The sequence below is a fragment of the Streptomyces incarnatus genome, from assembly GCF_001027185.1.
In the GTDB taxonomy this organism is placed as follows: domain Bacteria; phylum Actinomycetota; class Actinomycetes; order Streptomycetales; family Streptomycetaceae; genus Streptomyces; species Streptomyces puniciscabiei.
Map to the genome: position 1 here is coordinate 7363668 of NZ_CP011497.1, position 22667 is coordinate 7386334.

The following is a 22667-nucleotide window of genomic DNA, read 5'->3' on the forward strand; positions in this document are numbered from 1 at the left end:
ACAGATGACCGAGAACGAGAGCGCCGGTCCGTGGGAGCCGGGGAGCCAGTGGTACGACGGCGAGGCCGGACCACTCGTGCGCCCGTACGCGATGACGGGCGGCCGCACCCAGCCGGGGCCCACCGGGGTGCGCTTCGACCTGATCGCGCTCGTCACCCTCGACCCGGCGGCACCGGCGCTGGAGGAGGCCGCGCTCGGCCCCGAACACCGGACCCTGATCGAGCTGTGCCGCACGGAGACGCAGTCCGTCGCCGAACTCGCGGCGGACGCCGACCTTCCCGTCGGCGTCGTCAGGGTGCTTCTCGGTGACCTCCTGGAACTCGGCTGCGTGGTCATCAGCCGTCCGGTGCCGCCGGCCCACCTGCCCGACGAGCGGATTCTGCGCGAGGTCATCGCGGGATTGCGAGCGCTGTAGATGAACGTTCCGAAGCCGCCGTACGCCATGCGGCATCCCGGTCCGTACGCGTTCGGGCGCCGACCGGACGCGAGTCGGTCACATCAGGAGCATTCCGGTCCGCCAGCCCCAAGGTGCGGCTGCGTTGTCATGATGCTGCCTTCGCGCCCGCAGCGGACGGGCGCCGACCGCAGCCGGCCCTCCCGAGAGAAGTGATCATGGTCACCGAGCACTCCGAAGCCGTCGGCGACACCACCGCCCTGGCGCTGAAGATACTGGTCGCCGGCGGATTCGGCGTCGGCAAGACGACCCTGGTCGGGGCGGTCAGCGAGATCCGGCCGCTGCGCACCGAGGAACTCCTCAGCGAGGCGGGGCAGCTGGTGGACGACACCGACGGCGTGGACCACAAGGTCACCACCACCGTCGCCATGGACTTCGGCCGCATCACCATCCGCTCCGGGCTGTCCCTCTACCTCTTCGGCACACCCGGCCAGGACCGCTTCTGGTTTCTCTGGGACGAGTTGTCCCAGGGAGCCCTCGGCGCCGTCGTCCTCGCCGACACCCGGCGCCTGGAGGACTGCTTCCCCGCGGTCGACTACTTCGAGCACCGGCGCATCCCGTTCGTGGTGGCCGTCAACTGCTTCGCGGGCGCGCGCACCTACGGCGCGCACGACGTCTCACGCGCTCTCGACCTCGACCGTGGCACCCCCGTGGTGCTGTGCGACGCCCGCGACCGGGACTCCGGCAAGGAAGTCCTGATCCGGCTCGTCGAGTACGCCGGGCGGATGCACACCGCCCGGCTCCTGGACTCGGTCGGCTGACCCCGTCGCTCAGGCCGCCATGTCCTTCACGGCCACCACCTGGTCGACCGGGACCCGGACCAGCAGCTCGCCCGGAACGCCGTTGCGGGCGCCGTACTCCTCGGCGCGGTCCTCACCCATGTACCGGGCGGCGATCCGGGTGGCCCAATGACGCAGCTCGTCCAGGTTCTCCGACAGCCGTGCGCGGCCGTTCATCACCACGAAGTGGAACGGCGGCCGATCGTCGTCCACGCACAGGGCGACCCGCCCGTCTCGGGCGAGATTGCGCCCCTTCACCGTGTCCTTGCCCGTGTTGAAGACCAGTTCGTCCCCGTCCAGCAGAAACCAGATCGGCGCCACATGAGGGCTCCCATCGGCGCGAACGGTGGACAGTTTGCCGGTCCGGGTGCCGTGCGAGACGAATGCCCGCCATTCCTCGTCGGTCATCTTCTGTGCCATGCGTCCATCCTGCTTGCCCGGACGCCCGACCTGGGGAAGGCTGGCGGGCAGTTCCTCCAGCCAGGGGGAGACATCACACGGGGAGACGGAGATGGCGCAGAACCAGGGACTCGGCTGGCTCCTGGACGATCTGACCGAGCGTGTGGACGACGTGCGGCACGCGCTGGTCCTGTCGAACGACGGGCTGGTCACGGGCGCGAGCACGGGCCTGCGCCGTGAGGGCGCCGAGCATCTGGCCGCGGTGGCATCCGGGTTGCACAGTCTCGCCAAGGGATCGGGCCGCCACTTCGGCGCCGGCGGGGTACGCCAGACCATGGTCGAGTACGACGACGCGGTGCTGTTCGTGACGGCGGCGGGCACCGGCAGCTGTCTGTGTGTGCTCAGCGGCGCGGAGGCCGACATCGGCCAGATCGCCTACGAGATGACGCTGCTCGTCAATCGCGTCGGCGAGCACCTCGGCGTCGACGCCAGGCAGCCGGAGCGCACCCCCACCGCAGACGCCTGACCTGCGCCTTCTCCTCACGCCGCGGAGTTATCCACAGGGCCACCACGCCGTGCCGCGCATTGGCTACGGTGTGTGCACGGCGAACGCGCAGGGCGTGAGCCAACGACTCCACGGGGGAGTACGACCATGTCGGCAAGCACCTTCGGCCCACCCCGGCCCACCGCCTGCAGCCCGAGCCACGCCGCTCGGGAACTGGGGCTGAAACGAGGCGAGTTCGACCTCGCCGTGCACCTCGGCCACATCCGGACCCTGCCCGACGAGGGCGGCGGAGGAGGCCGCAGGGTGGAGCGCGCGGAGATCGACCGCCTGCACGCACGGGAGGGCGGTGCGGACACCCTCCGTGAGCGCGTGCGGGTGGTCGGCACCACCGAGGGGGCCGCGCTCATGGAGATCTCGGCCGGACGGTTCACGCGTCTCGCCCGCCTGGGCCTGGTGGTCCCGGCGAAGTGGTACCTCAACCGCTACCGAGCCGTCGTCTGGCTGTATCTGGCCGAAGACCTGCGGAACTTCACCGCGAGCCCCGAGAACGCCCACCTGCTCAAGGGGCGTATGCCCGAGAACCTGCGGGGACAGCTGGAGGCCGGGGTCGACCTGCGCGCCCGCAATTGGCGGGGACGCCATCTCGGGTTCCTGCTGCGGCAGGCAGAGGAGCCATGGGCTCGGGCCGGAGCCGTGGCAGCCTTCCTCCCGCCCGTCGAGATCGCCGATGTCGTCAAGGATCCGTACGAGCGTGCCCATCTGAGCCGGTTCCGGTCCGCGCCGCTCGGCCAGGGCACTCCGGGCTCCCCTGCGGCGCACCTCGCCGAGCGGATCGCGATCGCGCAGGACGCGGACGAGATCGAGTGGCTGCGCAGCGAACTGGCCCATGTGCTCGAGGAGGCCCGCGCCTTCTCACGGGCCCCGCGCCCGGCCGCCCGTCGCGCCGCACCGGCCGAGCGAGCTGTCGCACGGCCCATCCCGCCCATGGCCCGCACGGTCACACGGCCCACCGAGCCGGCGGTGCCGACGTCGTCGGAGCCCGGAGCGGAGCCGGCCGTGGCCCGGGCAGCCGAGCCGCCGCTGGGACCGCCGGGGCCGGAGAGCGGCACGGTGACGGTGGCCTCCGGGCCGAGTGGCGGACCGCCGCCGGGGCTGCCCTCGCCGACGGACGCCCCCGTGGCCCGAGCGTTCGAGTGGCACCGCACACCGGTGATGCTCGCGGCCGCGCCGTCGTCGGCCCACCGCCGACCCCGCAGCGCCGAGCAGTGCCCGACGGGGACCAAACGGGGCCTGCGCGCCTGGCTGCGGGGTAGAAGGCCGCGGCCCGCGCGGACCTGAACCCCCGCGGCCGCAGGCCCGGCCGTCGACTCACTGCAGGGACCTGAACAGGCTCTCCTGGACGACCGAGACGAAGGCGAGCGCAGAAGCCGTAGTCGGCACCGCCATGCGGCAGACGCCGGCTGGCCAGGAACTCGGCGCGGGCCGGGTCGATGATGGAACGCAGGCACGACGGGCAGGAGTCTTCTGCTCGGATCACAGACCGTAAGCGATTCCATGATCCGCAGAAGCCTGCCCGCCGTGCCGCCACTCCGATGCGTTCATGACCTACCGGCGGACCCTCCTGGTCGCCTGTTCAGTAGTACATGAACGTCGGAATCAGGCCGCCGCCGCTGGCATTCGGTATCGTTACCAGCCCGCCGGCGCCGACGCCCCGGCTGTTCGCGACGTTGACCACGTCGTAGACCGAGCCGTAGTTGCCCATCCAGTGCCACGAGGGGTCAGACTTCTGAGCCTTGCAGGCGTTGACGAGCTTGATGCCTTCCTGGGCAGTGAGAACTTGGTTGGCCCGCGGCATGTAGCAGCCGGCGTTCGGCGTTGTCGGCGCGGGTGCGGCGGGAGCCGGAATCGCCAGGCCGATCAGCAATGCCGCCGGCGCGGCCGCGATGGCGAGAGCGCGATGTCGGTTCATGGTTGACCTCCCTAGCGAGCCACCTTTCTCGGAACCGAGATCTCAACCGACCGTAGAATCGCCCGGTGCAGTACCGCCATTCGGGTGCGTCCATTCGAGTGATGGCGAGGTGAGCTGGGGTTGTCTGTGGTGTGTTGAGTTGCGGGTGGGTAGTCGAAGGTAGCGTTTGGGGGTAAAAGCTCGGGCGCGTTATTGCTGTTCGGTGGAGTTTGGGCTGGTCAGCAGGGGCGGTGGTGTTGATCGGCGGGATGGGCGAGCTGATGGACGAGGCGGTCGAAGGTGGCCTGTGAGGGCATGGGCACGCGGTCGCCGTACCAGTCGGAAGAACCGCCGTCGCCTTTGAGGCGGCGGTTGCGGAGGGTCTTCCAGCCCTCGATACCCATGGCCCGGGAGCCGGACGAGGCGCGGCACGGTACCGGTCGTCACCGATCGAGCCCACCGCGCGGACGTATCCCTGCCGGGCCGTCCAGGAAGCGCGAGCCCGGGTTCACCGGGAAAGCCGAGCCGCACAACCAACCCCTCCACGCAACCGGGAGATTACACACGTCCGTACCGCTGACCAGTAGTTGATGCAGGCCCTGGCCGGGCAGACGGAGCGGAACCCGCCTGAAGGCCATCAGGGGCAACTTGGCGCGGAGTGGAGTCTCATCGGGCCGGGGCCGTCACCGGCTCTACTGGCGACTCCGCCGCCTCTGTGGCTGTGACTGCGGGTCACGGCCTAGTACTCCAGCGTAGATCGTGATCCTGACAGTTTCAGACCGCCCGGAACGTAGGCTGCCCGTTCCTCCTTCAGGAGTGGGCACGTCCTTGTGGCAAAGGCCCTTCCGGGCTGCCGGTGCACGCCTTCAGCCCGTCGCGGACGACCGCTCGGGCCCGCTTCGCGGACTCCGGGTGGCCGTCCAGGTGTTCCAGCATGCGGCAGGTGCCCACCAGGATCGCCGTCAACTCCGGTACCTCCAGGCCCCGTCGCACCACACCAGCCTGCTGGGCGCCGTCGAGGAGCGCGGTGAGCACCTCGCGCAGGGCTCGCCCGGCCTCAGAGGTAGCGGCCCGCACATCGACTCCCGCGTCCGCGAGCGCCGCAGCGAAGGCATTCTTGACCGGAGACTGATCCAGTACCAGGTCGAAGAACGCGAAGAGAGCGTACGTCGGCCCGGTCTCGATTATCAGGCGGCGCCCCTCCTCGGCCAGCCGTTCCAATCGCCGGACGAGCACCGCTTCGAGCAGGGCTTCCTTGGTGGGGAAATGTCGGAACACGGTGGCAATGCCGACCTTCGCCTCGCGGGCGATCTCCTCCGTCGAGGCGCCTGTACCCCGCTCAGTGAAGACCGCCTCGGCGACCTCCAGCAGCCGCGCGCGGTTTCGCCGTGCGTCGGCGCGCAGGGGCTTCACGCCTGTGGCGGGGGAAGTCTGATCTGTCGTCATGTGGTCCTCACCATGCCTGGACAAACGGAGTCGCGTATCCGTATCGTCAGAACCGGAGTCGCCTATCCGATTATATGGCGGCGGGATCACGGAGGTCAGCCATGTCTGCACCAGCTACGCCCCGCGAGATCTTCGGGCAGTTGACAGGTCTCATCTCGGCGGGCAAGTGGAGCGAACTCCCCGAGCTCTACGCGGAGGACGCCGAGGTGGAGATCGTCTTCTCGCCAGTTCCTCCACGCCGCATCCACGGCCGGGCGGAGCTCCGTAAGCGCTTCGACGCCCTGGAGGCCTCTGACGCGGTTCGCCTACGTACCGAGAACATCCGCATCCACGAGACCGACGACCCCGAAGTCGTGATCGCCGAGTTCGACTACGAGGGCTTGTACCCCGCCACTGGCCGTACCTTCCGCACCGCCAACATCCAGGTCCTCCGCGTCAGGGACGGCCTGATCATCGAGACCCGCGACTACCACGACCACCTCTCCTTCGCCGCGGCGGACGGACGCGCGAGCCAGTTGCTCGCCGCGCTGGACCAGCAGGGGTGACTGGTACATGCCGTGTCGTGGACGCGTTGGGCGATGAGCGTGATGAACGGACGTGCGATCTCGTTGCAGGTGAGCGGGATCAGGTTGTCCGGCACGGGATGGCAGGCTCCTTCGTCGGCGCGGACGACCGCCAGGAATGGCCAGTTCCTTACCGGACTGAAATGTCTCCTCGACTCGCCACCTTGATCCAGGGACCTTCACCAAGGTGGTGAGCGGTACGGGTTGGGGCGAGTAGCAGCGGTGGTAGGCGAGTTCGCCGGTGGCGCGGTTGCGGTGGATCAGCAGGTGGCGGTAGCCGTGGGCCGGGTTGGGCAGGTTGATGTGGGCCCAACACGTAGTCGCGCAGGTCGTCGCGGACGACCTCGGCGTCCCACTTGGCGCGGTTCAGCAGGTGGTGCATGCCGTCCGGGGTCGCCTCACCGGCCCACTTCGCGATGGTCCAGCAGTTCTTCCGGGGCAGATCCGAGAGCAGTCCGAGCACCCATCGTCGTATCCGACGGCGAGGTTCAACCCGGGCTAACCGGCCTGCGATGCGCCCCGTCATGGCGTCGAATGAGCCCTGCCAGCGGGCAGGGTCTACGCTGCGACCTGCGGCCACCGTATGATCGTTTGTCTTCACACACCGATGATCAACGCTGGCCGCACCCATGTCCGCCCCAGCCCCACCAGCGAGATCACGATCTACCGCTGGAGTACTGGGCTGCTGCGAGCGACCGGGTCGGGGATCCGCCGGGCGCCGCACTGCCGGCGAACGAGGTACACGCCGGACTCTCCCTCTCGCGGGGGCCGACCGGATCGTTCCGCTGATATGGCGCGTGACCTGAGCGATCTCATGCCGGAGTGAGGACGCGTGCGGAGCAGTCGGCTCCTGACGCCGGAGACGACGACCGGGTCCGCGTCATCACGGGAGGGGAGAACCCCCTTTCGGGGTGCGCGTCGACGGCATCGAGCGGATACTCGAACTGGACGCGGTTTCCCCCTTCTGCGTGGCTTGACCTGCATGCCACGAGGGATCTTGCCCTCCGCACAGATGTCGTCCCGCGCGTGGGACGCGATCGTCCAGTCACAGCAAAGCCATCCCTGCCGATGATCAACGCCCTGGTGCGCCGCGTTCGGCGCCCACGATCTGGTATGTGAGGAATCCCATGACCAGGACCCGCCTCAATTGCATCATTCCCCCGCACCTTCTCGAGGAGCTCCTGAGAAGTGAGGACAGCGAGGTACAACAGGCTGCCTTGGACACCTTGGTGACCACGGCTCGGCTGCGCGGTGAGCGAGCGGTCAGGGCGTCCTTCACCGGCGCAGCCGCCCCCGGCGACGGCCGACGGACGATCTTCGACTGCCAGCATGGCAGGCTTCTCGCCTCGGCTGTCATGACCCGGTCCGAGGACGGACCGGCGTCCGCGGACGATTCCGTCAACCGAGCGTTCGACGGTCTCGGCTCGACGCGCGATTTCTACCGCGAGGTGTTCAATCGCAATTCGATCGACGACCGAGGGATGCGCCTGGACGGATACGCCCACTTCGGCGTGAATTTCAACAACGCCTTCTGGGACGGCCGGGAGATGGTCTTCGGTGACGGAGACGGAAAGATGTTCACCGACCTCACAGGATCCCTCACCGTGGTCGCTCACGAGTTGGCGCACGGAGTCACCGAGCACACCGCGGGCCTCGCGTACCACAATCAGCCCGGGGCCCTGAACGAGTCCATCTCGGACGTCTTCGGATCGCTGGTCAAGCAGTGGTCCCTGAAGCAGTCGGCCGACGAGGCGGACTGGCTGATCGGGGCGGAGATCTTCACCCCGGGGATCGAAGCCGACGCCCTGCGGTCGATGAAGGCGCCAGGTCACGCATACGACAACCCCCAGTTCGGCAAGGACCCCCAGCCCGACCACATGAGCAAATTCGTCAACCTGCCGGACACCGACAGAGGTGACTACGGCGGGGTGCACATCAACTCCGGCATCCCGAACAAGGCGTTCTACCTGACCGCCGTGGGTATCGGCGGATTCGCCTGGGAGGCTCCCGGGCAAATCTGGTACGAATCGCTCAAGGCTTCCAGCGCCGAGACCCAGTTCCAGGATTTCGCGGACACCACCTACCGGAAGGCCGAGGAACTGTATGGGGCCGGCAGCAACGAACAGCTGGCCGTCCTGGAGGCGTGGCAGGCGGTGGGCATCCAGATCAGCGGAGTCCCGGCAGGGGTCGCCCGGGCGCGTAGCCACGCGGGCCACCGGAACGGTGGAGTAGGCCGGAAGGACGGCCTGACCGCCTTGACCCAGCAGATCGGGGCACTGAGCGCCCAGGTGACGGGGCTCGCCAAGGACGTGACCGCGCTGAGGGCGCGGAAGTGAAGGTGACGTTGGCGACCCACGGCGGGCAGGCGGCTGCGATTCATCTCCGCCTGCCGCCCAGGGTGTTGGACACCGACGTCCTGCCCGAGGACGCCGCAGCGGAGCTGGCCCGGCTGGTGGCGGCGGCCGTCCCTGCGGCCGAGGAGGAACGGCACGGCCGTGCCCCGGATGCGATGAGCTATACGATCACAGTGGAGGACGAGGGACGTTCGACCGTTCTCACCCAGTCGGACGCCGCCATGTCCCCGGCATTCGCGGCCTTGCTCGGTTGGCTTGAGAAACACTTCGCCTGACGTGTCGTCTCACGAGCGTGAGGTCATCCTCTTCTTCCGCCCGTCCTGCCGTCACGCACGGCTCCTGCTCCTCGGCGCCCGGGCCACGGCCTCGGGCTCCGGGGCGCGCTGCTGTTCACCGGGAGTAGTTGCGCCACCCGCTTGCCCATCCGGTAGCCGAGTGCCTGGTAGGCGTCGAAGCGCCGGCTGTCGAACCACTGGTCGCTGGTGCCGTCGTGCGGAAATTGCTGGTCTGACTGAGCGTAGGCGAGGAGTGCGTAGGGCATGTCGGGGGTCAGCGTGGCCCGGGCGACGATCAGCCGCCCCCGCCTGCCCAGCGGTCGGCCGTGTCCGTCCACCAGTGCCCGCGGGTAGACGATCTTGCCCTCGACCACTGTGTCGGCCGAGAGCCGCAGGTCAAGGGCGGCCAGGGGGTTCGGTGGGGGCGGCTGGCCCGGCTGGCCCGGCTGGCCCGGCTGGGTCGGCTGGGTGGGCCGGGGTGTCAGGGGAGGCGCGCTGCCGGGAACGAGTTTCTGCCAGTCCTCGCGCTCGATTACGATCTCGACGCCGAGCTCCTCCCGCGCCAGGGCGATGGCCTCGCCCAGGGCGGCAGCGAAGGCCCCGGAGCCCCCGCTGGCGTCCACGCACACGGCGGTCGTGACGCCGTGCCGGAGCAGTTCGACCAAGCCGAGGTTCTCGTAGTGCCCGCCGTCCGTGACCAGGAGCATCCGGTCGTCCATCGGGTAGCGGCCGCACACTTCCCGCAGCAGGTACGACAGGCGGCGGATGCCGGGCATCGGAGGCAGCCCCCAATCGGCGCCCTCGTCCCACAGGGCACCCAGCACACCGGGGTTGGGGAGCCAGGTGCCGAGCCGGGCGTTGGAGAGCGCGAACAGCGTCTGGAACGCGCGTGCCTGGCGTCCCATGGCCGAGGCGAAGGCCGCACCGGAGACGGCGACGGCCGACTCGACGGTCAGGTCCTTGCGGATGACCGGCCTGGTGCGGCCCCACAGGACGTCCGTCCGGGCGTACCCGACGTCCGGACCGCCGACGTAGTCGTATGACAGGGTGAACGAGACGGCATGCCGCCCCGGCGGTGTGCGGTCGTCGCCGGACAGGTTGGCCGCCGCGGCGAAGACGACCTGGGGGAAGCCGGGGTGCCGTCTGCCGTAGCAGGCAAGCGGCGTCGGTTCGTCGAAGTCGTAGGGGACCGCCAGCTGTTCGCCGTCCGGGTCGGTCCTGCGGCGGACGGCGAAAGCGGTGGCCAGTCGGGCGCGGTAGAAGGGGTGGAGACTCGTCCATGTCTGGTCAAGGCTCAGCGCGACGACGCCGAGGACGACGGGGAGGCCGATCTGGACGGCGACCGGCCAGGTCCGCCCGACGTGGATAGCCGCGCCCAGAACGAGCAGGGAGGCCACTGTCACCACGATGAGAACCGTCCATACCAGCAGATACTTGGCGATGACAGGCGCGGTGCGCACCAGTCGCGAACGCTTGGCCGGCCCGAGGGCGCGTTCGGTGGTCTCGATGCGCCGCCATGTGGTGCTGACCAGAACGGTGAGATAGGTGAGCAGCCCCACGGCTCCGCCGCTCATCGCGGTCGCCGGGGCATGAAGCGTCCACAGACGCGCCGTCACCCACTCCAGCGCGGGGAGGACGACCACCACGACGGCCAGCAGCAGGCCCGCCACCACGAACGTGAGGAAGGTCTTCTTCAACGCGCCCGACAGGAACTGCCTGGCGAAGAACAAGGACACCAGCCAGAGAAGCCAGAACACGGCAGCGCACAGGAGCAGGGCGAGAACGGCCCACAGCGCGGGTGCCCGGAAGCCCGGGAGCCGGGCCGGGTCCGCCAGCGGAACGAGGTGGTAGCCCCAGCTCAGCGCGAGCCCCAGGACCAGCAGAGTCGCGGTGAGCAGTCCCAGGGAGGCCAGCAGGCCCCGCAGAACGGCCCCGATGGCGGCCAGCCATTGGCCGGTGCCCTCCGCGACGTACTTCGAGTGCCGGCGGGTGTGGTCCTCTTCCGGCGTGCCGGGCATGAAGACGTCGTCGGTACCAGCCCTGTACCGGCCCTGCTCACGACACCGGCCCTGCTCACGACTCCGGCTCTTCCCGGCCAGCGCGAGTTGCAGGGCACCCGCGGTGTAGCCGCCTCCGGACACCGACACCAGATAGCGCGCCCTGCGCAGCTGGGGCCGGAGCGCCTGCAGCGCGCCCAGGGTGACGCAGGCCGAGCGGATGCCGCCGCCCGAGACGCAGAAGCCGAGCCCGCCCTGTTCCCGGCCGGGCGGCACCCGGCTGCCGTTCTGCCAGCGAGCCTCCCTGGAACGGGGCGCGTCACCACGCGCCGTCCCCGGCCAGCGCCGTCGGCCCCACTCCAGCACGGGCCAGGGCGCGACGACGTCGGGCCCCACGGGGCCGGAGCCGGCCCTGTCGCCGGTGTGCTCGCTCCCGCATGCGCAGGTGCTGTGGCCTGCGCGCTCCCTGGCGTACCTGCGCTGGGCACAGCCGTGGAACGCGGCCCGCTTGAGGATGATCGCGACCACGACCGCGGCGACCGGCACGGTGAGGACGACCAGCAGCCACTTGACCGTCGCGAAGCCCGCCGCCCACGCGAACGTCCAGTCCGCGCCGCTCAGCCCGTGCAGGAGCAGCAGCTTCTCGGTCACGGCGCACACACACGCTGCGACGGCCGCGCCGATCCCGTACACGACCAGGCAGCGGTATCTCATGCGCACCGCTATGGTGCGGCCGCTCAGCCACAGCACGAGTACCGTGCTGGCGGTGTACGTCCCGGTGGGGACGAAGTCGTACGCCAGTGCCGTACGGAAGTCGGCCGTCCGGACGCCGACGAGGGCGCGCGCCGCACCCGCGCTGCCGGCCAGTTGCAGCCCCACGTCATCGACGGCGGGGGCTTGGAGGCGGATCGCGAGCCCTGCCCCGAAGACGGCGAGGGCCACGACGGCCAGGATGCTGCTGTGCACGCGCGAAAGCCTGGCGGGGCCGGCGTCTCCCGGCGAGGCCGGCAGGCCGCGCGTCCCGCCGTCCGCCTCCTGTCTCACCGCGGGACCCCCGCTGCGGACCAGGGGGCGAAGGCGTTGTCCACCGACCGCAGCGACGCTCGCAGCCCCGGGAAGTGCCGGAGCAGCACGCTGGTCATGGTGTTGTTCTCGATCCAGTCCAGGCCGGTCTGTGTGTACACCTGCGGCGTGTAGTCCGTGGTGAGGAACCGGTCGCTGTTGAGGCGGCGAGAGGCCATCAGGACGAAGACGCGGAAGGCCGTGTCACTGAAGGCGAAGCCCTTCGGGCGGGGTTCGGCGAACATGCCCACCGAGAGGTCGACACGCTCGATGTCCCCGTCGTAGACCCTGCGCAGTTCCTCGGCCCACACGGGGTTGTCCGTGAGGGTGTCGAAGTCCTCGGCGGGCAGGAGATGGAGCTGGCGCCGGAACTCGTTGTAGCGGGGCACGCCCACCTCCCGCGAGCGCAGGATGTCGACGGCCCCCAGGTCCATGAGCTTGCCGTCGGGCCGCTGGAACTCCTGGAGGAACCGGGGGTAGTTGTGCAGGGTCACCAGGCCCGGGTGCGATGTGCCGAAGGAATAGAGCAGGTCGGTCAGGGAGTGCTTGCCGAGGATGTCGTACGCCTGCCGCCCCGTCAGTTCCCGGAAGGTCGCCTCCTGCAGGAGCGAGTCGTCGGCGGCAGACCTGAAGCTCCAGTCGTCGGGGATGAGAGGGTGCATACGGTAGACGGCGACGAACTCCTCCGTGAGGGAGTACGGGACGCCGAAGTGGTCCGTGTGCCCGCCCACGATGCCGCTGAGTACCTCGCTCCTGCTGAGACGGCCGAACACCTTGTGCAGGCGCTCGCCCAGCAGGCCGTACCAGTTGGCGTGCATGGCGGCCACGGTCGTCGGGTGGCTGATGACGGCAGGCGTCCACTCCACGGTGTGGATCTTGGCGATCAGCGCCGCGGTGATCAGCCGTGCCCGCTGGAAGAGCTCCTCGTCCGACCACGTCGGGTAGGCGTCGTGCAACGCTTCGCAGATCGCGTTGTGTTCGAGCAGGAAGACCAGGTGCATCATGGCCAGTCCCAGCCAGAAGCCAGGAATGCCCGACGGGTCCTTGTCCGGGTGGTCCGGGAACAGCGGGCCGTCGGGGACGCGGAGCCTGCCGCCCTCGCCGGTCCGCAGCGACCGCTGCTCGTCCAGGGTGTTTCCGTACAGTTGGGACGCGTCCCACCAGGGCGAGTTCTCGTTCAGGAAGGTCGGCGGCAGGCCGTCGTGCCCGTCCGCCCGGGTGGGGTCCGGGATGGTCCGCGGCACGAGCATCGGTGGTGCGGGCCACGGGTCGTCATCGGCCAGATCGATGCGCCAGGGGCGGTCCATGGTGCCCTGCCCGTGACTGACCCAGTCCTTGATCATGAACTGGAGCCAGGCGGCGACCAGGGTGTTGACGGACTCTGCCGGGACGAAAGCGTGCCGGGTGAGCAGGGCCCGGCTCACCTCGCGAGGGCTCGGGGAGAGCAGGCGCGGCTCGGGTTCGGGAAAGGCCAGGTGGGGCGGCACGTTGCGGCCGAAGCGCGCACGGGCCATGCCCATACGGGGATCGGCCAGGTCGTTGTAGGTGCCGTCGGCCGTGCGTCCCGTGAGGCCTTGCGCGTCCGGAGCGTCGACGGCCGGCAGGTTGCACGACGGGTAGGAGCCGGTGTCGAAGAGGTTTTTGCGGCGCAGGTTGTCCCGCAGGCCGATGAGGGTGAGCAGTCCGAGGGGCTTGGGCAGGCGGTGCCAGCCGACCTTGTGGTCGACGGCGACCGCCAGCCGGTCGTGCAGGAGTACGAACCACGGGGCCCGGCCTTGTGGTGCTGTGCTCATGAGGGGTTCCTTCTGGCGTCCCGTCCCGGGAGGCGCGGCGGCTACCGTCAGCGGACGTCTGGCGGCCGGCCCGGCCATCCCCGGGCGACTAGGGTCAGGGCGACGTTGACCGTCGAGATCGCCGTGGTCGCAGCGGCCATGCGGTGCGGAAGCAGACCCTCGCGGCCGGCGCAGGCGGCTGCCAGGGCGTCGCTCGCGTGGATGAGCGTGCCGGTCCGCAGCGCCCGGTCAAGGTCGTCCGAGTCCGCGGGGCACAGGAGTTGGGCGCCGATGACCACGGTGCGCACGCCGAACATGCGAAGCACGTAGACCAGGGCGGGCCGTCCGGGATCCGCGCCCAGACGCCGGGCCATCACTCGCGGGGTCAGCAGCGCCGCCGCGCCGTTCACCAGTCGGATCATGGCCAGGGAACAGCGTGCGGCCATCCGCACGTCCATCTCAGCGTCCCTTCCAGGCGGGCATCCCGAGGATGTTCACGCCTTTTTCCTACGATATGAGAAGCAGTCCTGGTGTGCGCGTCGGGCCGCGGGGCGGCCGTCGGTCGTCATTCCTCCTCTCCGGGCTCTTCGGGCTCCTGGTGCGGCGTGCCGTTCATGGCCTGTCTGAGCCGCGCGAGCTGCAGATAGATCGTGCGGCGGGCACGGTTCTGGTTGCCCAGCGGGCGGTGTTCGGGCACGGCGTGCCAAGGGTTGAAGGACAGCCGGTCGGCGCGGGCGAACTGGTCCGCCGGATCGCACTCCTGCCGGAGCAGGCGCAGGGTGGCCACCGGCACGAACGGCGAGAGGCGTTCGGGCCACACCACGGACGCGTTCTCGACCGGCATCCGATGGGCGTCGGACTGCACCTGGACGAGAAAGTCGAAGTAGACGTCGCGTTCCCGCAGTGCGGCGGCTAGGGCCTGCCGCAGGTAGTCGTCGGGCGGGTGCCAGGGCACCCGGCTGCGGGTCCCGTCGCGGGGCACGAAGGAGTACTGCATCGCCTGGCCCGCCCCGAGGAGGTACGGCGTGCAGCTCCAGTAGCGGGCCTCCAGCGGGCTGGACCGGGTCTTCGCGTACAGGCCCTGCATGATCATGTCGCAGAGGTGCGGATGACGGGGGTCGAGGAAGTACAGGACCGGAGTTCCCGCGAAGACGTGCTGTTGGAGCCTGAGATTCTCGACGACATCGGGCGTGGTGAAGGCCGGCGCGCTGATGCCGGTGAAGTCCTGGGTCCACCGCTCGTCGTCGAGCAGCTTCTCGCCGCCGACACCGAGGAGTTTGACGCCGATGCTGAGGATCCCGTTGTCCTTGATGTCGGGCGGCGCGAGGGGACCGGGACCCGCGAAGCGGACCCAGGCGCGGTAGGTGGCGGGGGCGCGGAACACGCCGTGCCGCAGCCGTGCGGGCAGGCCGTCCCGGACGGTGAATTCCGCGTGGACGACCCCGTAGGTCTTGGTGTTGCCGGCCCGTTGCGACTCCCCCGGCCGGTACTGGCGCCGGACGAAGCGGGCCATCTGCTGTGCGATGGCCTCGGCGAGTGCCGCCTCGCCCGGCACGGCACGCTCCTCGGCGAGACCCAGGTGCTCGTCGCGGCGGCGTACGTTGATGCACCACTGCACGGCGGCCTGGACGGGACGCAGGAGGGTCCGGTCGAACAGCGGGCGCACGTAGGGGTCGATGCGCCGCTCCAGCAGGACGCCGCCGAGGACCGCGTCGTTGAGTCGCCGCCCGGCACTCACTGCCGCTCACCTTCCGGTACGACCGTGCAGAGGTAGTGCAGCGCCTTCAGGCCCGGGAGGAAGAAGTAGGCGCCGCCCTGAACGGTGACGAACTGCGGAAGGCCGAGGCGGCGGGTACGGAAGGGCCTGCCCTGCTCGGTGAACGTCGCGCGGCGCTCCTGGCGCGCCGCGACGATCGGGTCGGGGCCGTCGTGGAGCCCGTTGAAGTTCGGGTTGTCGAGCCAGGTGTGCTGGATGAACTCGAACTGGCGGGAGATGTTGGCGTTCAGCCCGAGGAAGTGCAGTCCCCGCGCGTCCGGGTCGTCCGCCGTGCCGTCAGGGCCGTAGGGCCGGCCGCGGCGCAGCAGCCGGTGCCGGCGTCCGACGGCGACCGAATCGGCGGAGCCGGGGCGGGGATCGAGGGAGTCACGAGGGTTGGCCCGGCGGATGTGGGCCCCGAGCGGACAGCGCAGACCGTCCGGATCCGTGGCGTGGTAGCCGAAGCCGTTGTCCGTCGCCAGGGCGGGGTCGTCGTGCTCGGGCGACCGGACCAGAGGAGCGCCGCCGGGCCAGCGTCCCAGCATGCGCGCGGCGAGCGCCTCCTGCGCGGCGGGGTCGCTGCTGCCGTCGGGGCGCCGCGTCTCCGCGTCGAGGTAGTCCCGGAAGGCCTCGACGTGCTGGCGGAGCTGCCGGAAGACCAGGTAGCTGCCGTTGCGCCCGAAGTCCGCACCGCCCTCGGGCGCGCGGGGCAGGACGCCGAGGGGGTCGTAGGGGAGCGGTAGCAGCGGGCGGTCGGTCAGCAGCCCGTACTCGTTGGGATAGCCGAGGACGAACTCCCCGGCCCTGACCACCTGCTCACCGTCCGTGCCCCTGTCGCCGGCCGCGGTGGCCTTGGGCAGCCCCTCGATGAGGGGCTGGGAGATGCCGTCACGGAAGCCGAAGGGCTCACGGCCGATCAGTTCGGCGGTGCCCAGCCGTACGGTCTCGGTGAACGCGCCGGGGGCCAGGACCTCTCGCCGCGTCTCGGCCTCCAGCTGCCCCAGCCGCCGCTCGTCGCGCGCGTAGAGCATCACCAGGACGTGCACGGGCGGGCCGGCCGGGCCGCCCCACTGCCAGTACCGGGGGGCGTTCTCCCCGACGTCCCCGAGGAAGCGGCTGCGGTCGGGGTCGGTCATGCCTACGACGAACTCGTACGGGAATCCGTCCAGTCCGGGTGTGTCCAGTCCGAGGCGGCGCAGACCGTCGGAGGTGAGGGCCACGTTGACCGCGGTGTCAGCGGGTTCGGCGCGGCCGTTCGTCACGCGGGGCGCCAGCCGTCCCAGCGCGGCACGGGCGGTGGCGGCCTGCCCGGCAGTGGCGAGCACCAGGAAGCAGGCCGACGTCAGGGTGCGGTAGCCGCGGGTGACCAGGCCCTGGATGTCGTCGAGTTCCAGCGGCATCGTCATGGTGGCACCCTTCCTTCACAGCTCTTCAGAACAGGGCGAGCCAGGCCTCCGTCTCGGCGGCACCGAGGGGCCCGAAGAGGCCCGCCCGGATGCGGGCGGCGATGTCGAGGTCGTGTGCGGTCGACGTGTCGTACGCGGAGTACCAGACCTGCGTCGGCACCTGGTGGCACCGCAGGTAGTTCTTGAACGCCTGCTCGTCCCTGGCACCGTCCAGCACGAGCCAGCGCACCCGCGGATAGCCGAGGCCGTTGCTGAAGACGGCGTTGAGCCCCCAGGCCACCTTGTCGATGAAGTCGTCCATGTAGCTTTCCAGGCTGCCGTCGTAGTTGCTCGCGAAGACCACCCGGCGTTTCCCGTCGACGAACAGCCAACGCGCGAAGTGGATCGTCTTGACCCCGGCGAGGTCGCCCCGGTTGAAGACGTGACGGACGCCGTAGTCCACGACGAACAGAACGGCGGTGAGCGTGATCCGACGGAACGGACCGGTCTTGACGGATCCGACGGCGGTGAACGGGTTCTGCGCCACGAAATCCTCGTAACCCGCGAGTTCGCGTATCCGGTCGTGGCTCGGGCGGGCATGGTCGGGGACATCGCGGCGTTCGTGCAGCCTGAGCAGGACGACCCAGACCGGCAGGGCGATCACGAGAAGCGGCAGCAGCACCAGGGCGGCCAGTGGCACCCCGACCAGGTGGGTGGCCCGGCGGATCCGCCACCCGAGCGGGGGCGGCGCGGGCCCGGCGCGGGCCCAGGCGAGGTCCTCGCGGCCGCCGACGTATTCCTGGATGGCGGCCCTGATCTCCACCGGGGTCCTGCCGGCCAGAGCCGGTCCGTTCCGGTCGAGGAATTCCTCGATCACCTCGCGCAGTACGGCCTCCTGCTCGATCTGCTGCCGTCCCCTCCCGACGGTGTTGACGTAATAGGCGGCGCAGGGCACCAAGTGGGAACGCAGCCAGCCGATCCGCGCCGCATCCGAGGAGCCCCCTGCCGGATATCCGGCGCAGTGCCCGAACAGCCGGTCCAGGCCGTCGCCCGCCTTGCGGACGAGACCGGTCAGGTGCGCTTCCACGGGCCCGTCCACCTCGCCCATGTACACGACGCTGGGCGGCATGTCCGCTGCGGCGCCGCCGGGTCCCTCGGGAACGAGGACGACACGTGCGAAGTGAACGCCCGGCACTTCGGCGAAGGGGAACAGCTCCCCGGCCGTGCCCTTCTGGCCGGCCTCGTGCAGCAGCTCCCGCACCTCGGCGACTCGATCCGGCGGCAGGGCGGCCTGGACGGTGACCGCCGTCTGATACGGCATCTTCAAGCACCTCCGCCACTCCTCGGGCCCTCAGGTCGGCGCGTCCCGGAACGTCAGGCTGAAATCCAGGACCTTGCGCCGCCCCCAGTAGACGTTGCCGAGGTAGACCCCCTGCCCGACGCTGCGGATCTCGTCCCGGATCCAGTGGGCCACGAGGGAGGTGCGCGAGTAGTCGAGGACGATGCACGCGCCGTCGTCCGACCAGCTCGAGTCCCGGTAGACCCGCGCCCGCACCGCCCGGATCCCGAACGGCGTGACGAGGTTCCGCAGTTCCCGGCCACCGGGTTCGAAGACCTTGCCCTGCCACGCGAGACGGCGCGTCAGCACGGCTGCCACGGCGTTCATCCTCGGGCTGCGTCCCAGGAGTACCGTCCCCAGGCCTCTTCCCCGGGGAATATCCCCGGGCGGGGAGGCGCGGAACAACCGGTCGAGCTCGGGCTGCGGCATGTCCAGCAGCCGGTCGGCGCCGATGTCGGTGGCGTGGCTCATCGTGCACCTCCAAGGGGCCCACTGCCGTGGGCACGTGTTTCCGTGCACCGTCGCCTCGTTCAGTACGGGTGGGGCGGCCGGTGGGGGTCGGCTTGCTGGACGCGGGCGGCGAAATTCGAGCCTGAATGGTTGACGCGGTAACGGCTGCGTACGTAGTTGACCGCGGCGCACATGTCGGCGACCACGTCGTACGGCGTCGTCGCCGTACCGGCCTGGTGGTGCTCCGCGAAGGTCGGCGGAATGACCTGCATCGCGCCCCGGGAGCAGTTTTGCCGGTGGCCGTCGGCCACGATCGGTCCGCGGTTGTTGCCGTCGCGGGTGTTGATCCGGTGGCCGGGGGCGTTGTAGGAGGACTCCCTCAGCGAAATGGTGACCAGGGCCGGGATTCCGAATGCGGGCTCCATGCCGGTCAGAGAGCACGCCGTCCGGGCGTAGCCCTCCATGGCGGCCTTGCCCACACCGTCGTTCGGGTCGTGGTAGGTGACCTGTGCCAGGCTGAGCCTGCCCGGTGTGTTCCTGGTGGGCGCGACGGCCTGGCAATCCACAGTGAAACCTTCAAGGCGCCCGAGTTGGGTGAGCGTCTCGCAGCCGGGGACGCCGTCCGCGTCGTTCCCGTGGAAGCCCTGAGCGCGCTGCTCGGCGGCGTACGCGGCCTTGGTCTGCTCATCGAAGTGACCCGTGGCTCCGGCCGGAATGCCGCGGCCCCGCGCGATCAGAGCGCGCTGGACGGTGCGAACGTCCTCGTTGGTCTTTCCGAACTGGACGTTGGCGAGCGTCACCATGGCGCCTGCCTCCTCGCTGACCGGTGTGTATGGCTGGTTCAGTACCGAGGAACGGCTCGGGTTCAGGGACGGTGGTGGGCCGGAGCTCCGGCGCCGACGGGGTGCCGGGCCTCCACGTATGCCGGCCATGAGCCGGGATCGACGTGGTCGTTCTCAGGGACGTGCGCGTGTGCGTACCAGCCGCCCTGGGACCGCCACACACTCTCGGAGCGGTGCGCGGTGAAATCGGTCGGCCGGCCCATGGGCCAGTTCTCCGGAACGCCCCAGGAGCGCACCCACGCGTTCAGCTCGGCCCAGCCCTTGCACGGGGTGTCCGTGAGCTTCGCGAACACTTTGCCGTTGAGGCGGCAGTGCGGGAAGAAAAGGGCCTCGATCTGGATGACGACCTTGCCGGCGCGGTTGGTGCGCGTGCCGCCGGACCGGTCCCTGAGCGACTTGCTGCGGGATGGTGCGGGGAAGAACTGGGCGAAGGCACCGGTGAAGGGATCCCAAAGGACGTGCGGTGCCAGTTCCTTGCCGCTGCCGGTGAAGTAATTCTTGAGGGAGGCGAACGGTACGAGGTCCTGCGGGGCCGCGGGGGTGGCCTCGCGGTCCGCGGTGATGTGCGCGATCGCCTTCGCCGGAAAGGCGGAGTCGCACGGGGCATGGTCCCCGAGATCGGCTCTGACAGCGCCGGGCAGCCACAAATCAGCCATTGCAGGCTCCTTGCGTCTGACACCAGGTGCGCATGCGGCAGCGAGAGGTCGTGACCAACTGCCGCCAGAGCATCGCTGCCGCTACCCGGTGCGGGTGTCGGGGCGGCAAAGGTCCTGACTGATAAGCGTTTCTGCTCCCCAGTGTGCTACGAAATGCGAAATGTGGCGAACCGTGCCGCGAGCGGCCATTGCCACCCGCGCGGACGCGAAGAAGCCGTCAGATGATGAGACCGCCACCGCTCACGAGGCGCGGTCACCCCGCGCATGGGCCCATGACGGTCCGGTACCGATCAGGCCGGCGCTGACCAAGGCGATGCGTCGTACGTCCGCAGCCTTCATCACCGCCACGTCGGCCTGCGTGTCCCCGCCGCCGTGAGCCGCGCCTCGGCCCTGGAGCGGGCACCCGGGCACCGGAGAGGAAGGCGTCAGCCCCCGCCACCACGACGCCAGGAAAGCCGGGGCGTGCTGTGCGTCGGCGGTGTCAACACCCAACGCGACCGGGTCGGCTACTCCTCTCAGGGACCGGGCCGGCTCAGCCGGCGCACACCCGACATCTGCGCCTTCACGCATTTCAGCGGCTCGGAGGCATTCGGTCCGGGTGCGCCGGACAGCGGCACCTCGGCCGCCTGCCCCGTGGCCGCGGGTGTGGTCGCCGCCATCCGTACCCAGTGGTCCGCCGCCTCCATCGGCCCCGGCGAGCTGCGGACCCTCCTGCGGCGCACCGCCGACGACCGCGGTGCCGCAGGGTTCGACTACGGCTACGGCGTGGTCAACGTCCCGCGGGCATCATGGACGCCCTGCACCGCCGCCAGAAGAACGGCCGCTCCGGCGGCAGCTGACGCACCCAGGAGAGACATGGCCCCCGACCGCCCCAGCCTGCTCATCACCATCGAGCTCCCGTCGGGGGTCACCCCCACAGCAGGAGTCCGCGGGTGAGCGAACAGCCCCCGTCACCACACCATGGGAGCCCACGGCGGCGGATGTTCTTCGTTGCCTACTCCGTTGAGCGGTCAACGATGGGCCCGCATGGTGCACTTCCGTGTGCGCGATGCCGCCGAGCGAGGTATGGGGTTCTGTCCTACGGTGGTTAGCGGGGGCCCGGCGGGGCGGCGGGCCCCCGTCCGCGCGATCTGCGGAGGCACCAGATGACATCCGACACCACACTTCTGCACCAGATGGACCACCTTGTGGTCCTCATGCTGGAAAACCGTTCCTTCGACAACATGCTCGGATTCCTGTGCACCGACCAGGGCAATCGGTCCCCGTCCGGCCAACCCGTCGAAGGCTTGACCGGAGCGGAGTCCAACCCGGACGGGAACGGCAGCAAGGTCACCGTATTCCGGATCGACCAAACTCAGCCCGGCGCGTATTTCATGCCCGGTTCCGTCCCCGGGGAGGAATACCACCGAGTCAACAACCAGCTGTTCGGCACGCAACAGGTGTCCTCACCAGCCCCTGCCGCGACCAATGAAGGCTTTGTCACCGACTTCGCGGAGATGTTTCCGACCAGGAGAGGCAACTCCCCGGGCGTCACCGCTGCCGACATCATGGGCTGCTTCCCACCGGAAGCGCTGCCGGTGCTCTCCCGACTGGCCCAGGGCTATGCGGTCTGCGACCACTGGTACTGCTCGGTGCCTACCCAGACCATGCCCAACCGGGCCTTCGCCCTTGCCGGGACCAGTCAGGGCCTGGTGAGTGACAAGGCGTGCATGGCTCAGGCGAAGGCCAACAAGGTCATGTTCGACGTGCCCAGCATCTTCGGCCGGCTCAGTGACAAGAACATCGACTGGAGGATCTACGGCTACAACCTCGAGCCGTTGACCAGGGCGGACTTCCCCGACACCATGCAGGCCGATCCGGGGCATTTCGGCCGCTTCATGGACTTCAAGAACGACGCCGCCGGGGGCTCGCTGACCGCCTTCACCTTCCTGGAGCCCGCCTGGAAGCACGACGGAAACAGCCAGCACCCCAATGATGACGTCTCGTCAGGGGAGCAGCTCATCCTCGATGTGTACAACGCGCTGCGCACGGGGCCCGACTGGGCCAAGACTCTGCTGGTCATCACCTACGACGAGCACGGCGGTTGTTACGACCACGTGCCGCCGCCGGCCGGCGCGACACCGCCCGATCAGTCCGAGGGCGAGGCTGGTTTCGACTTCACCCGGTTCGGAGTGCGGGTGCCCACGGTGCTGGTGTCCCCGCTCATCGAGCGCGGGACCGTTTTCCGGGTCCCCGCCGGCAGCGTGCCGTTCGACCACACCTCGGTGCTCAAGACGATCGAGGAGCGGTGGGGGGTGGATCCGCTCACGGCCCGGGATGCCGCTGCCCCCGGCATCGGCGGGGTCCTGACCCTGGACAAACCGCGCGACGACAATCCGCTGAAAGGCGTCATCGCCCCCGTCGCCAAGGGCGCCAACCCCGCCCGGGGCGTCACCTCCCACCTCGAAGCGGTCTACGACGACCTCGTCGCCGAGAGGCTCCTCCCGGGCGACTGAGATGTCATCTCATGCGGCGGGTGCGACACTTGATCACCGAGCGGTCCGGCTTGCCCCGGTCTGCCGGGATCTCGGGGCGAACGCGCACGACGCTGAGCGGCCAGTGCGCCGGGCGTAGGAGGTCAGCGGCGACTTGAATGGGCACCGCGGCCTGGCGCACCAGCGCCGCACGCCCGAACGCGCCTGAACT

Annotated in this window: 22 protein-coding genes and 1 pseudogene; 9 read left to right on the forward strand and 14 right to left on the reverse strand. The window is 69.8% G+C overall.

Annotated elements, in window-relative coordinates:
• Nucleotides 1–4 precede the first annotated feature (4 nt).
• Nucleotides 5–415 (forward strand): DUF742 domain-containing protein, encoded by a 411-nt coding sequence (locus tag ABB07_RS33430; protein ID WP_055708882.1) that lies wholly within the window; start codon nucleotides 5–7, stop codon nucleotides 413–415.
• Nucleotides 416–612: 197 nt separating this feature from the next.
• Nucleotides 613–1215: a GTP-binding protein gene (locus ABB07_RS33435; RefSeq protein ID WP_055708890.1), complete on the forward strand. Its 603-nt coding sequence runs from the start codon at nucleotides 613–615 to the stop codon at nucleotides 1213–1215.
• A 9-nt stretch (nucleotides 1216–1224) separates the two neighbouring features.
• Here ABB07_RS33435 and ABB07_RS33440 read toward each other — a convergent pair whose 3' ends face one another.
• The gene (locus ABB07_RS33440) at nucleotides 1225–1653 is read right to left on the reverse strand and encodes a PPOX class F420-dependent oxidoreductase (RefSeq protein WP_208902213.1); all 429 of its coding nucleotides are present in this window, start codon (nucleotides 1651–1653) and stop codon (nucleotides 1225–1227) included.
• Between the two features lie 91 nt (nucleotides 1654–1744).
• Between ABB07_RS33440 and ABB07_RS33445 the strand changes: the two genes are divergently transcribed.
• Nucleotides 1745–2158, forward strand: a complete 414-nt coding sequence (locus ABB07_RS33445; RefSeq protein WP_208902214.1) for a roadblock/LC7 domain-containing protein — start codon at nucleotides 1745–1747, stop codon at nucleotides 2156–2158.
• A 126-nt stretch (nucleotides 2159–2284) separates the two neighbouring features.
• Entirely contained in the window at nucleotides 2285–3475 is a 1191-nt protein-coding gene (locus tag ABB07_RS41130) for a DUF6397 family protein (RefSeq protein WP_425264778.1), read from the forward strand.
• Between the two features lie 295 nt (nucleotides 3476–3770).
• Here ABB07_RS41130 and ABB07_RS33455 read toward each other — a convergent pair whose 3' ends face one another.
• The 3 genes from ABB07_RS33455 to ABB07_RS33465 form a co-directional block, all read right to left on the reverse strand.
• The gene (locus ABB07_RS33455; protein ID WP_244189591.1) at nucleotides 3771–4106 is read right to left on the reverse strand and encodes a hypothetical protein; all 336 of its coding nucleotides are present in this window, start codon (nucleotides 4104–4106) and stop codon (nucleotides 3771–3773) included.
• A gap of 218 nt (nucleotides 4107–4324) precedes the next feature.
• A complete protein-coding gene (locus tag ABB07_RS33460) occupies nucleotides 4325–4489 on the reverse strand; it encodes a hypothetical protein (protein WP_208902215.1) in 165 nt (54 codons plus the stop codon).
• A gap of 406 nt (nucleotides 4490–4895) precedes the next feature.
• Complete coding sequence (locus ABB07_RS33465) at nucleotides 4896–5531, reverse strand: TetR/AcrR family transcriptional regulator (RefSeq protein WP_208902216.1); 636 nt, start codon at nucleotides 5529–5531, stop codon at nucleotides 4896–4898.
• Between the two features lie 101 nt (nucleotides 5532–5632).
• Here ABB07_RS33465 and ABB07_RS33470 point away from each other — a divergent pair, with 101 nt between their 5' ends.
• Entirely contained in the window at nucleotides 5633–6076 is a 444-nt protein-coding gene (locus ABB07_RS33470; RefSeq protein ID WP_208902217.1) for a nuclear transport factor 2 family protein, read from the forward strand.
• On the opposite strand, the pseudogene ABB07_RS41135 reads toward ABB07_RS33470, so the two are convergent.
• Nucleotides 5998–6674 (reverse strand): annotated as a pseudogene (locus ABB07_RS41135) (hypothetical protein). The gene ABB07_RS33470 and the pseudogene ABB07_RS41135 overlap by 79 nt on opposite strands.
• Before the next feature lie 637 nt (nucleotides 6675–7311).
• Between ABB07_RS41135 and ABB07_RS33475 the strand changes: the two are divergent.
• Together ABB07_RS33475 and ABB07_RS33480 are read left to right on the forward strand one after the other, a co-directional pair.
• Nucleotides 7312–8430 (forward strand): M4 family metallopeptidase, encoded by a 1119-nt coding sequence (locus tag ABB07_RS33475; protein WP_244189592.1) that lies wholly within the window; start codon nucleotides 7312–7314, stop codon nucleotides 8428–8430.
• Between the two features lie 2 nt (nucleotides 8431–8432).
• Nucleotides 8433–8723 (forward strand): protealysin inhibitor emfourin, encoded by a 291-nt coding sequence (locus ABB07_RS33480; RefSeq protein ID WP_244189593.1) that lies wholly within the window; start codon nucleotides 8433–8435, stop codon nucleotides 8721–8723.
• Between the two features lie 23 nt (nucleotides 8724–8746).
• Here the strand turns inward: ABB07_RS33480 and ABB07_RS33485 are convergent, their stop codons facing one another.
• The 9 genes from ABB07_RS33485 to ABB07_RS33525 form a co-directional block, all read right to left on the reverse strand.
• The gene (locus ABB07_RS33485; protein WP_244189594.1) at nucleotides 8747–11686 is read right to left on the reverse strand and encodes a patatin-like phospholipase domain-containing protein; all 2940 of its coding nucleotides are present in this window, start codon (nucleotides 11684–11686) and stop codon (nucleotides 8747–8749) included.
• 74 nt (nucleotides 11687–11760) lie between these two features.
• Entirely contained in the window at nucleotides 11761–13575 is a 1815-nt protein-coding gene (locus ABB07_RS33490) for a peroxidase family protein (protein ID WP_208902220.1), read from the reverse strand.
• Between the two features lie 47 nt (nucleotides 13576–13622).
• Nucleotides 13623–14012 (reverse strand): hypothetical protein, encoded by a 390-nt coding sequence (locus ABB07_RS33495; protein ID WP_208902221.1) that lies wholly within the window; start codon nucleotides 14010–14012, stop codon nucleotides 13623–13625.
• Between the two features lie 107 nt (nucleotides 14013–14119).
• Nucleotides 14120–15292 carry a catalase family protein gene (locus tag ABB07_RS33500; protein ID WP_208902222.1) on the reverse strand — a complete coding sequence of 391 codons (1173 nt, stop codon included), beginning with the start codon at nucleotides 15290–15292 and terminating at the stop codon, nucleotides 14120–14122.
• Nucleotides 15289–16716 (reverse strand): Dyp-type peroxidase, encoded by a 1428-nt coding sequence (locus tag ABB07_RS33505; protein ID WP_208902223.1) that lies wholly within the window; start codon nucleotides 16714–16716, stop codon nucleotides 15289–15291. Before ABB07_RS33505 ends, ABB07_RS33500 begins: the two co-directional genes overlap by 4 nt.
• 25 nt (nucleotides 16717–16741) lie before the next feature.
• Nucleotides 16742–18016: a hypothetical protein gene (locus tag ABB07_RS33510; protein ID WP_208902224.1), complete on the reverse strand. Its 1275-nt coding sequence runs from the start codon at nucleotides 18014–18016 to the stop codon at nucleotides 16742–16744.
• Nucleotides 18017–18046: 30 nt separating this feature from the next.
• Nucleotides 18047–18505 (reverse strand): hypothetical protein, encoded by a 459-nt coding sequence (locus tag ABB07_RS33515; RefSeq protein WP_208902225.1) that lies wholly within the window; start codon nucleotides 18503–18505, stop codon nucleotides 18047–18049.
• A 59-nt stretch (nucleotides 18506–18564) separates the two neighbouring features.
• On the reverse strand, nucleotides 18565–19287 hold the full coding sequence (locus tag ABB07_RS33520; protein ID WP_208902226.1) for a peptidoglycan-binding protein: 723 nt from the start codon (nucleotides 19285–19287) through the stop codon (nucleotides 18565–18567).
• 62 nt (nucleotides 19288–19349) lie between these two features.
• A complete protein-coding gene (locus ABB07_RS33525; RefSeq protein ID WP_208902227.1) occupies nucleotides 19350–19982 on the reverse strand; it encodes a hypothetical protein in 633 nt (210 codons plus the stop codon).
• A gap of 462 nt (nucleotides 19983–20444) precedes the next feature.
• Between ABB07_RS33525 and ABB07_RS33530 the strand changes: the two genes are divergently transcribed.
• Together ABB07_RS33530 and ABB07_RS33535 are read left to right on the forward strand one after the other, a co-directional pair.
• Nucleotides 20445–20918 carry a S8 family serine peptidase gene (locus tag ABB07_RS33530; RefSeq protein WP_208902228.1) on the forward strand — a complete coding sequence of 158 codons (474 nt, stop codon included), beginning with the start codon at nucleotides 20445–20447 and terminating at the stop codon, nucleotides 20916–20918.
• 209 nt (nucleotides 20919–21127) lie between these two features.
• A complete protein-coding gene (locus ABB07_RS33535; RefSeq protein WP_208902229.1) occupies nucleotides 21128–22477 on the forward strand; it encodes an alkaline phosphatase family protein in 1350 nt (449 codons plus the stop codon).
• Nucleotides 22478–22667 lie beyond the last annotated feature (190 nt).

Bases quoted from the DNA above. Each gene is read 5' to 3' on its own strand.
- ABB07_RS33430 (WP_055708882.1), top strand. From the start codon at position 5: ATGACCGAGAACGAGAGCGCCGGTCCGTGGGAGCCGGGGAGCCAGTGG.
- ABB07_RS33435 (WP_055708890.1), top strand. From the start codon at position 613: ATGGTCACCGAGCACTCCGAAGCCGTCGGCGACACCACCGCCCTGGCG.
- ABB07_RS33440 (WP_208902213.1), bottom strand. From the start codon at position 1,653: ATGGCACAGAAGATGACCGACGAGGAATGGCGGGCATTCGTCTCGCAC.
- ABB07_RS33445 (WP_208902214.1), top strand. From the start codon at position 1,745: ATGGCGCAGAACCAGGGACTCGGCTGGCTCCTGGACGATCTGACCGAG.
- ABB07_RS41130 (WP_425264778.1), top strand. From the start codon at position 2,285: ATGTCGGCAAGCACCTTCGGCCCACCCCGGCCCACCGCCTGCAGCCCG.
- ABB07_RS33455 (WP_244189591.1), bottom strand. From the start codon at position 4,106: ATGAACCGACATCGCGCTCTCGCCATCGCGGCCGCGCCGGCGGCATTG.
- ABB07_RS33460 (WP_208902215.1), bottom strand. From the start codon at position 4,489: ATGGGTATCGAGGGCTGGAAGACCCTCCGCAACCGCCGCCTCAAAGGC.
- ABB07_RS33465 (WP_208902216.1), bottom strand. From the start codon at position 5,531: ATGACGACAGATCAGACTTCCCCCGCCACAGGCGTGAAGCCCCTGCGC.
- ABB07_RS33470 (WP_208902217.1), top strand. From the start codon at position 5,633: ATGTCTGCACCAGCTACGCCCCGCGAGATCTTCGGGCAGTTGACAGGT.
- ABB07_RS33490 (WP_208902220.1), bottom strand. From the start codon at position 13,575: ATGAGCACAGCACCACAAGGCCGGGCCCCGTGGTTCGTACTCCTGCAC.
- ABB07_RS33495 (WP_208902221.1), bottom strand. From the start codon at position 14,012: ATGGACGTGCGGATGGCCGCACGCTGTTCCCTGGCCATGATCCGACTG.
- ABB07_RS33505 (WP_208902223.1), bottom strand. From the start codon at position 16,716: ATGACGATGCCGCTGGAACTCGACGACATCCAGGGCCTGGTCACCCGC.
- ABB07_RS33510 (WP_208902224.1), bottom strand. From the start codon at position 18,016: ATGCCGTATCAGACGGCGGTCACCGTCCAGGCCGCCCTGCCGCCGGAT.
- ABB07_RS33515 (WP_208902225.1), bottom strand. From the start codon at position 18,505: ATGAGCCACGCCACCGACATCGGCGCCGACCGGCTGCTGGACATGCCG.
- ABB07_RS33520 (WP_208902226.1), bottom strand. From the start codon at position 19,287: ATGGTGACGCTCGCCAACGTCCAGTTCGGAAAGACCAACGAGGACGTT.
- ABB07_RS33525 (WP_208902227.1), bottom strand. From the start codon at position 19,982: ATGGCTGATTTGTGGCTGCCCGGCGCTGTCAGAGCCGATCTCGGGGAC.
- ABB07_RS33535 (WP_208902229.1), top strand. From the start codon at position 21,128: ATGACATCCGACACCACACTTCTGCACCAGATGGACCACCTTGTGGTC.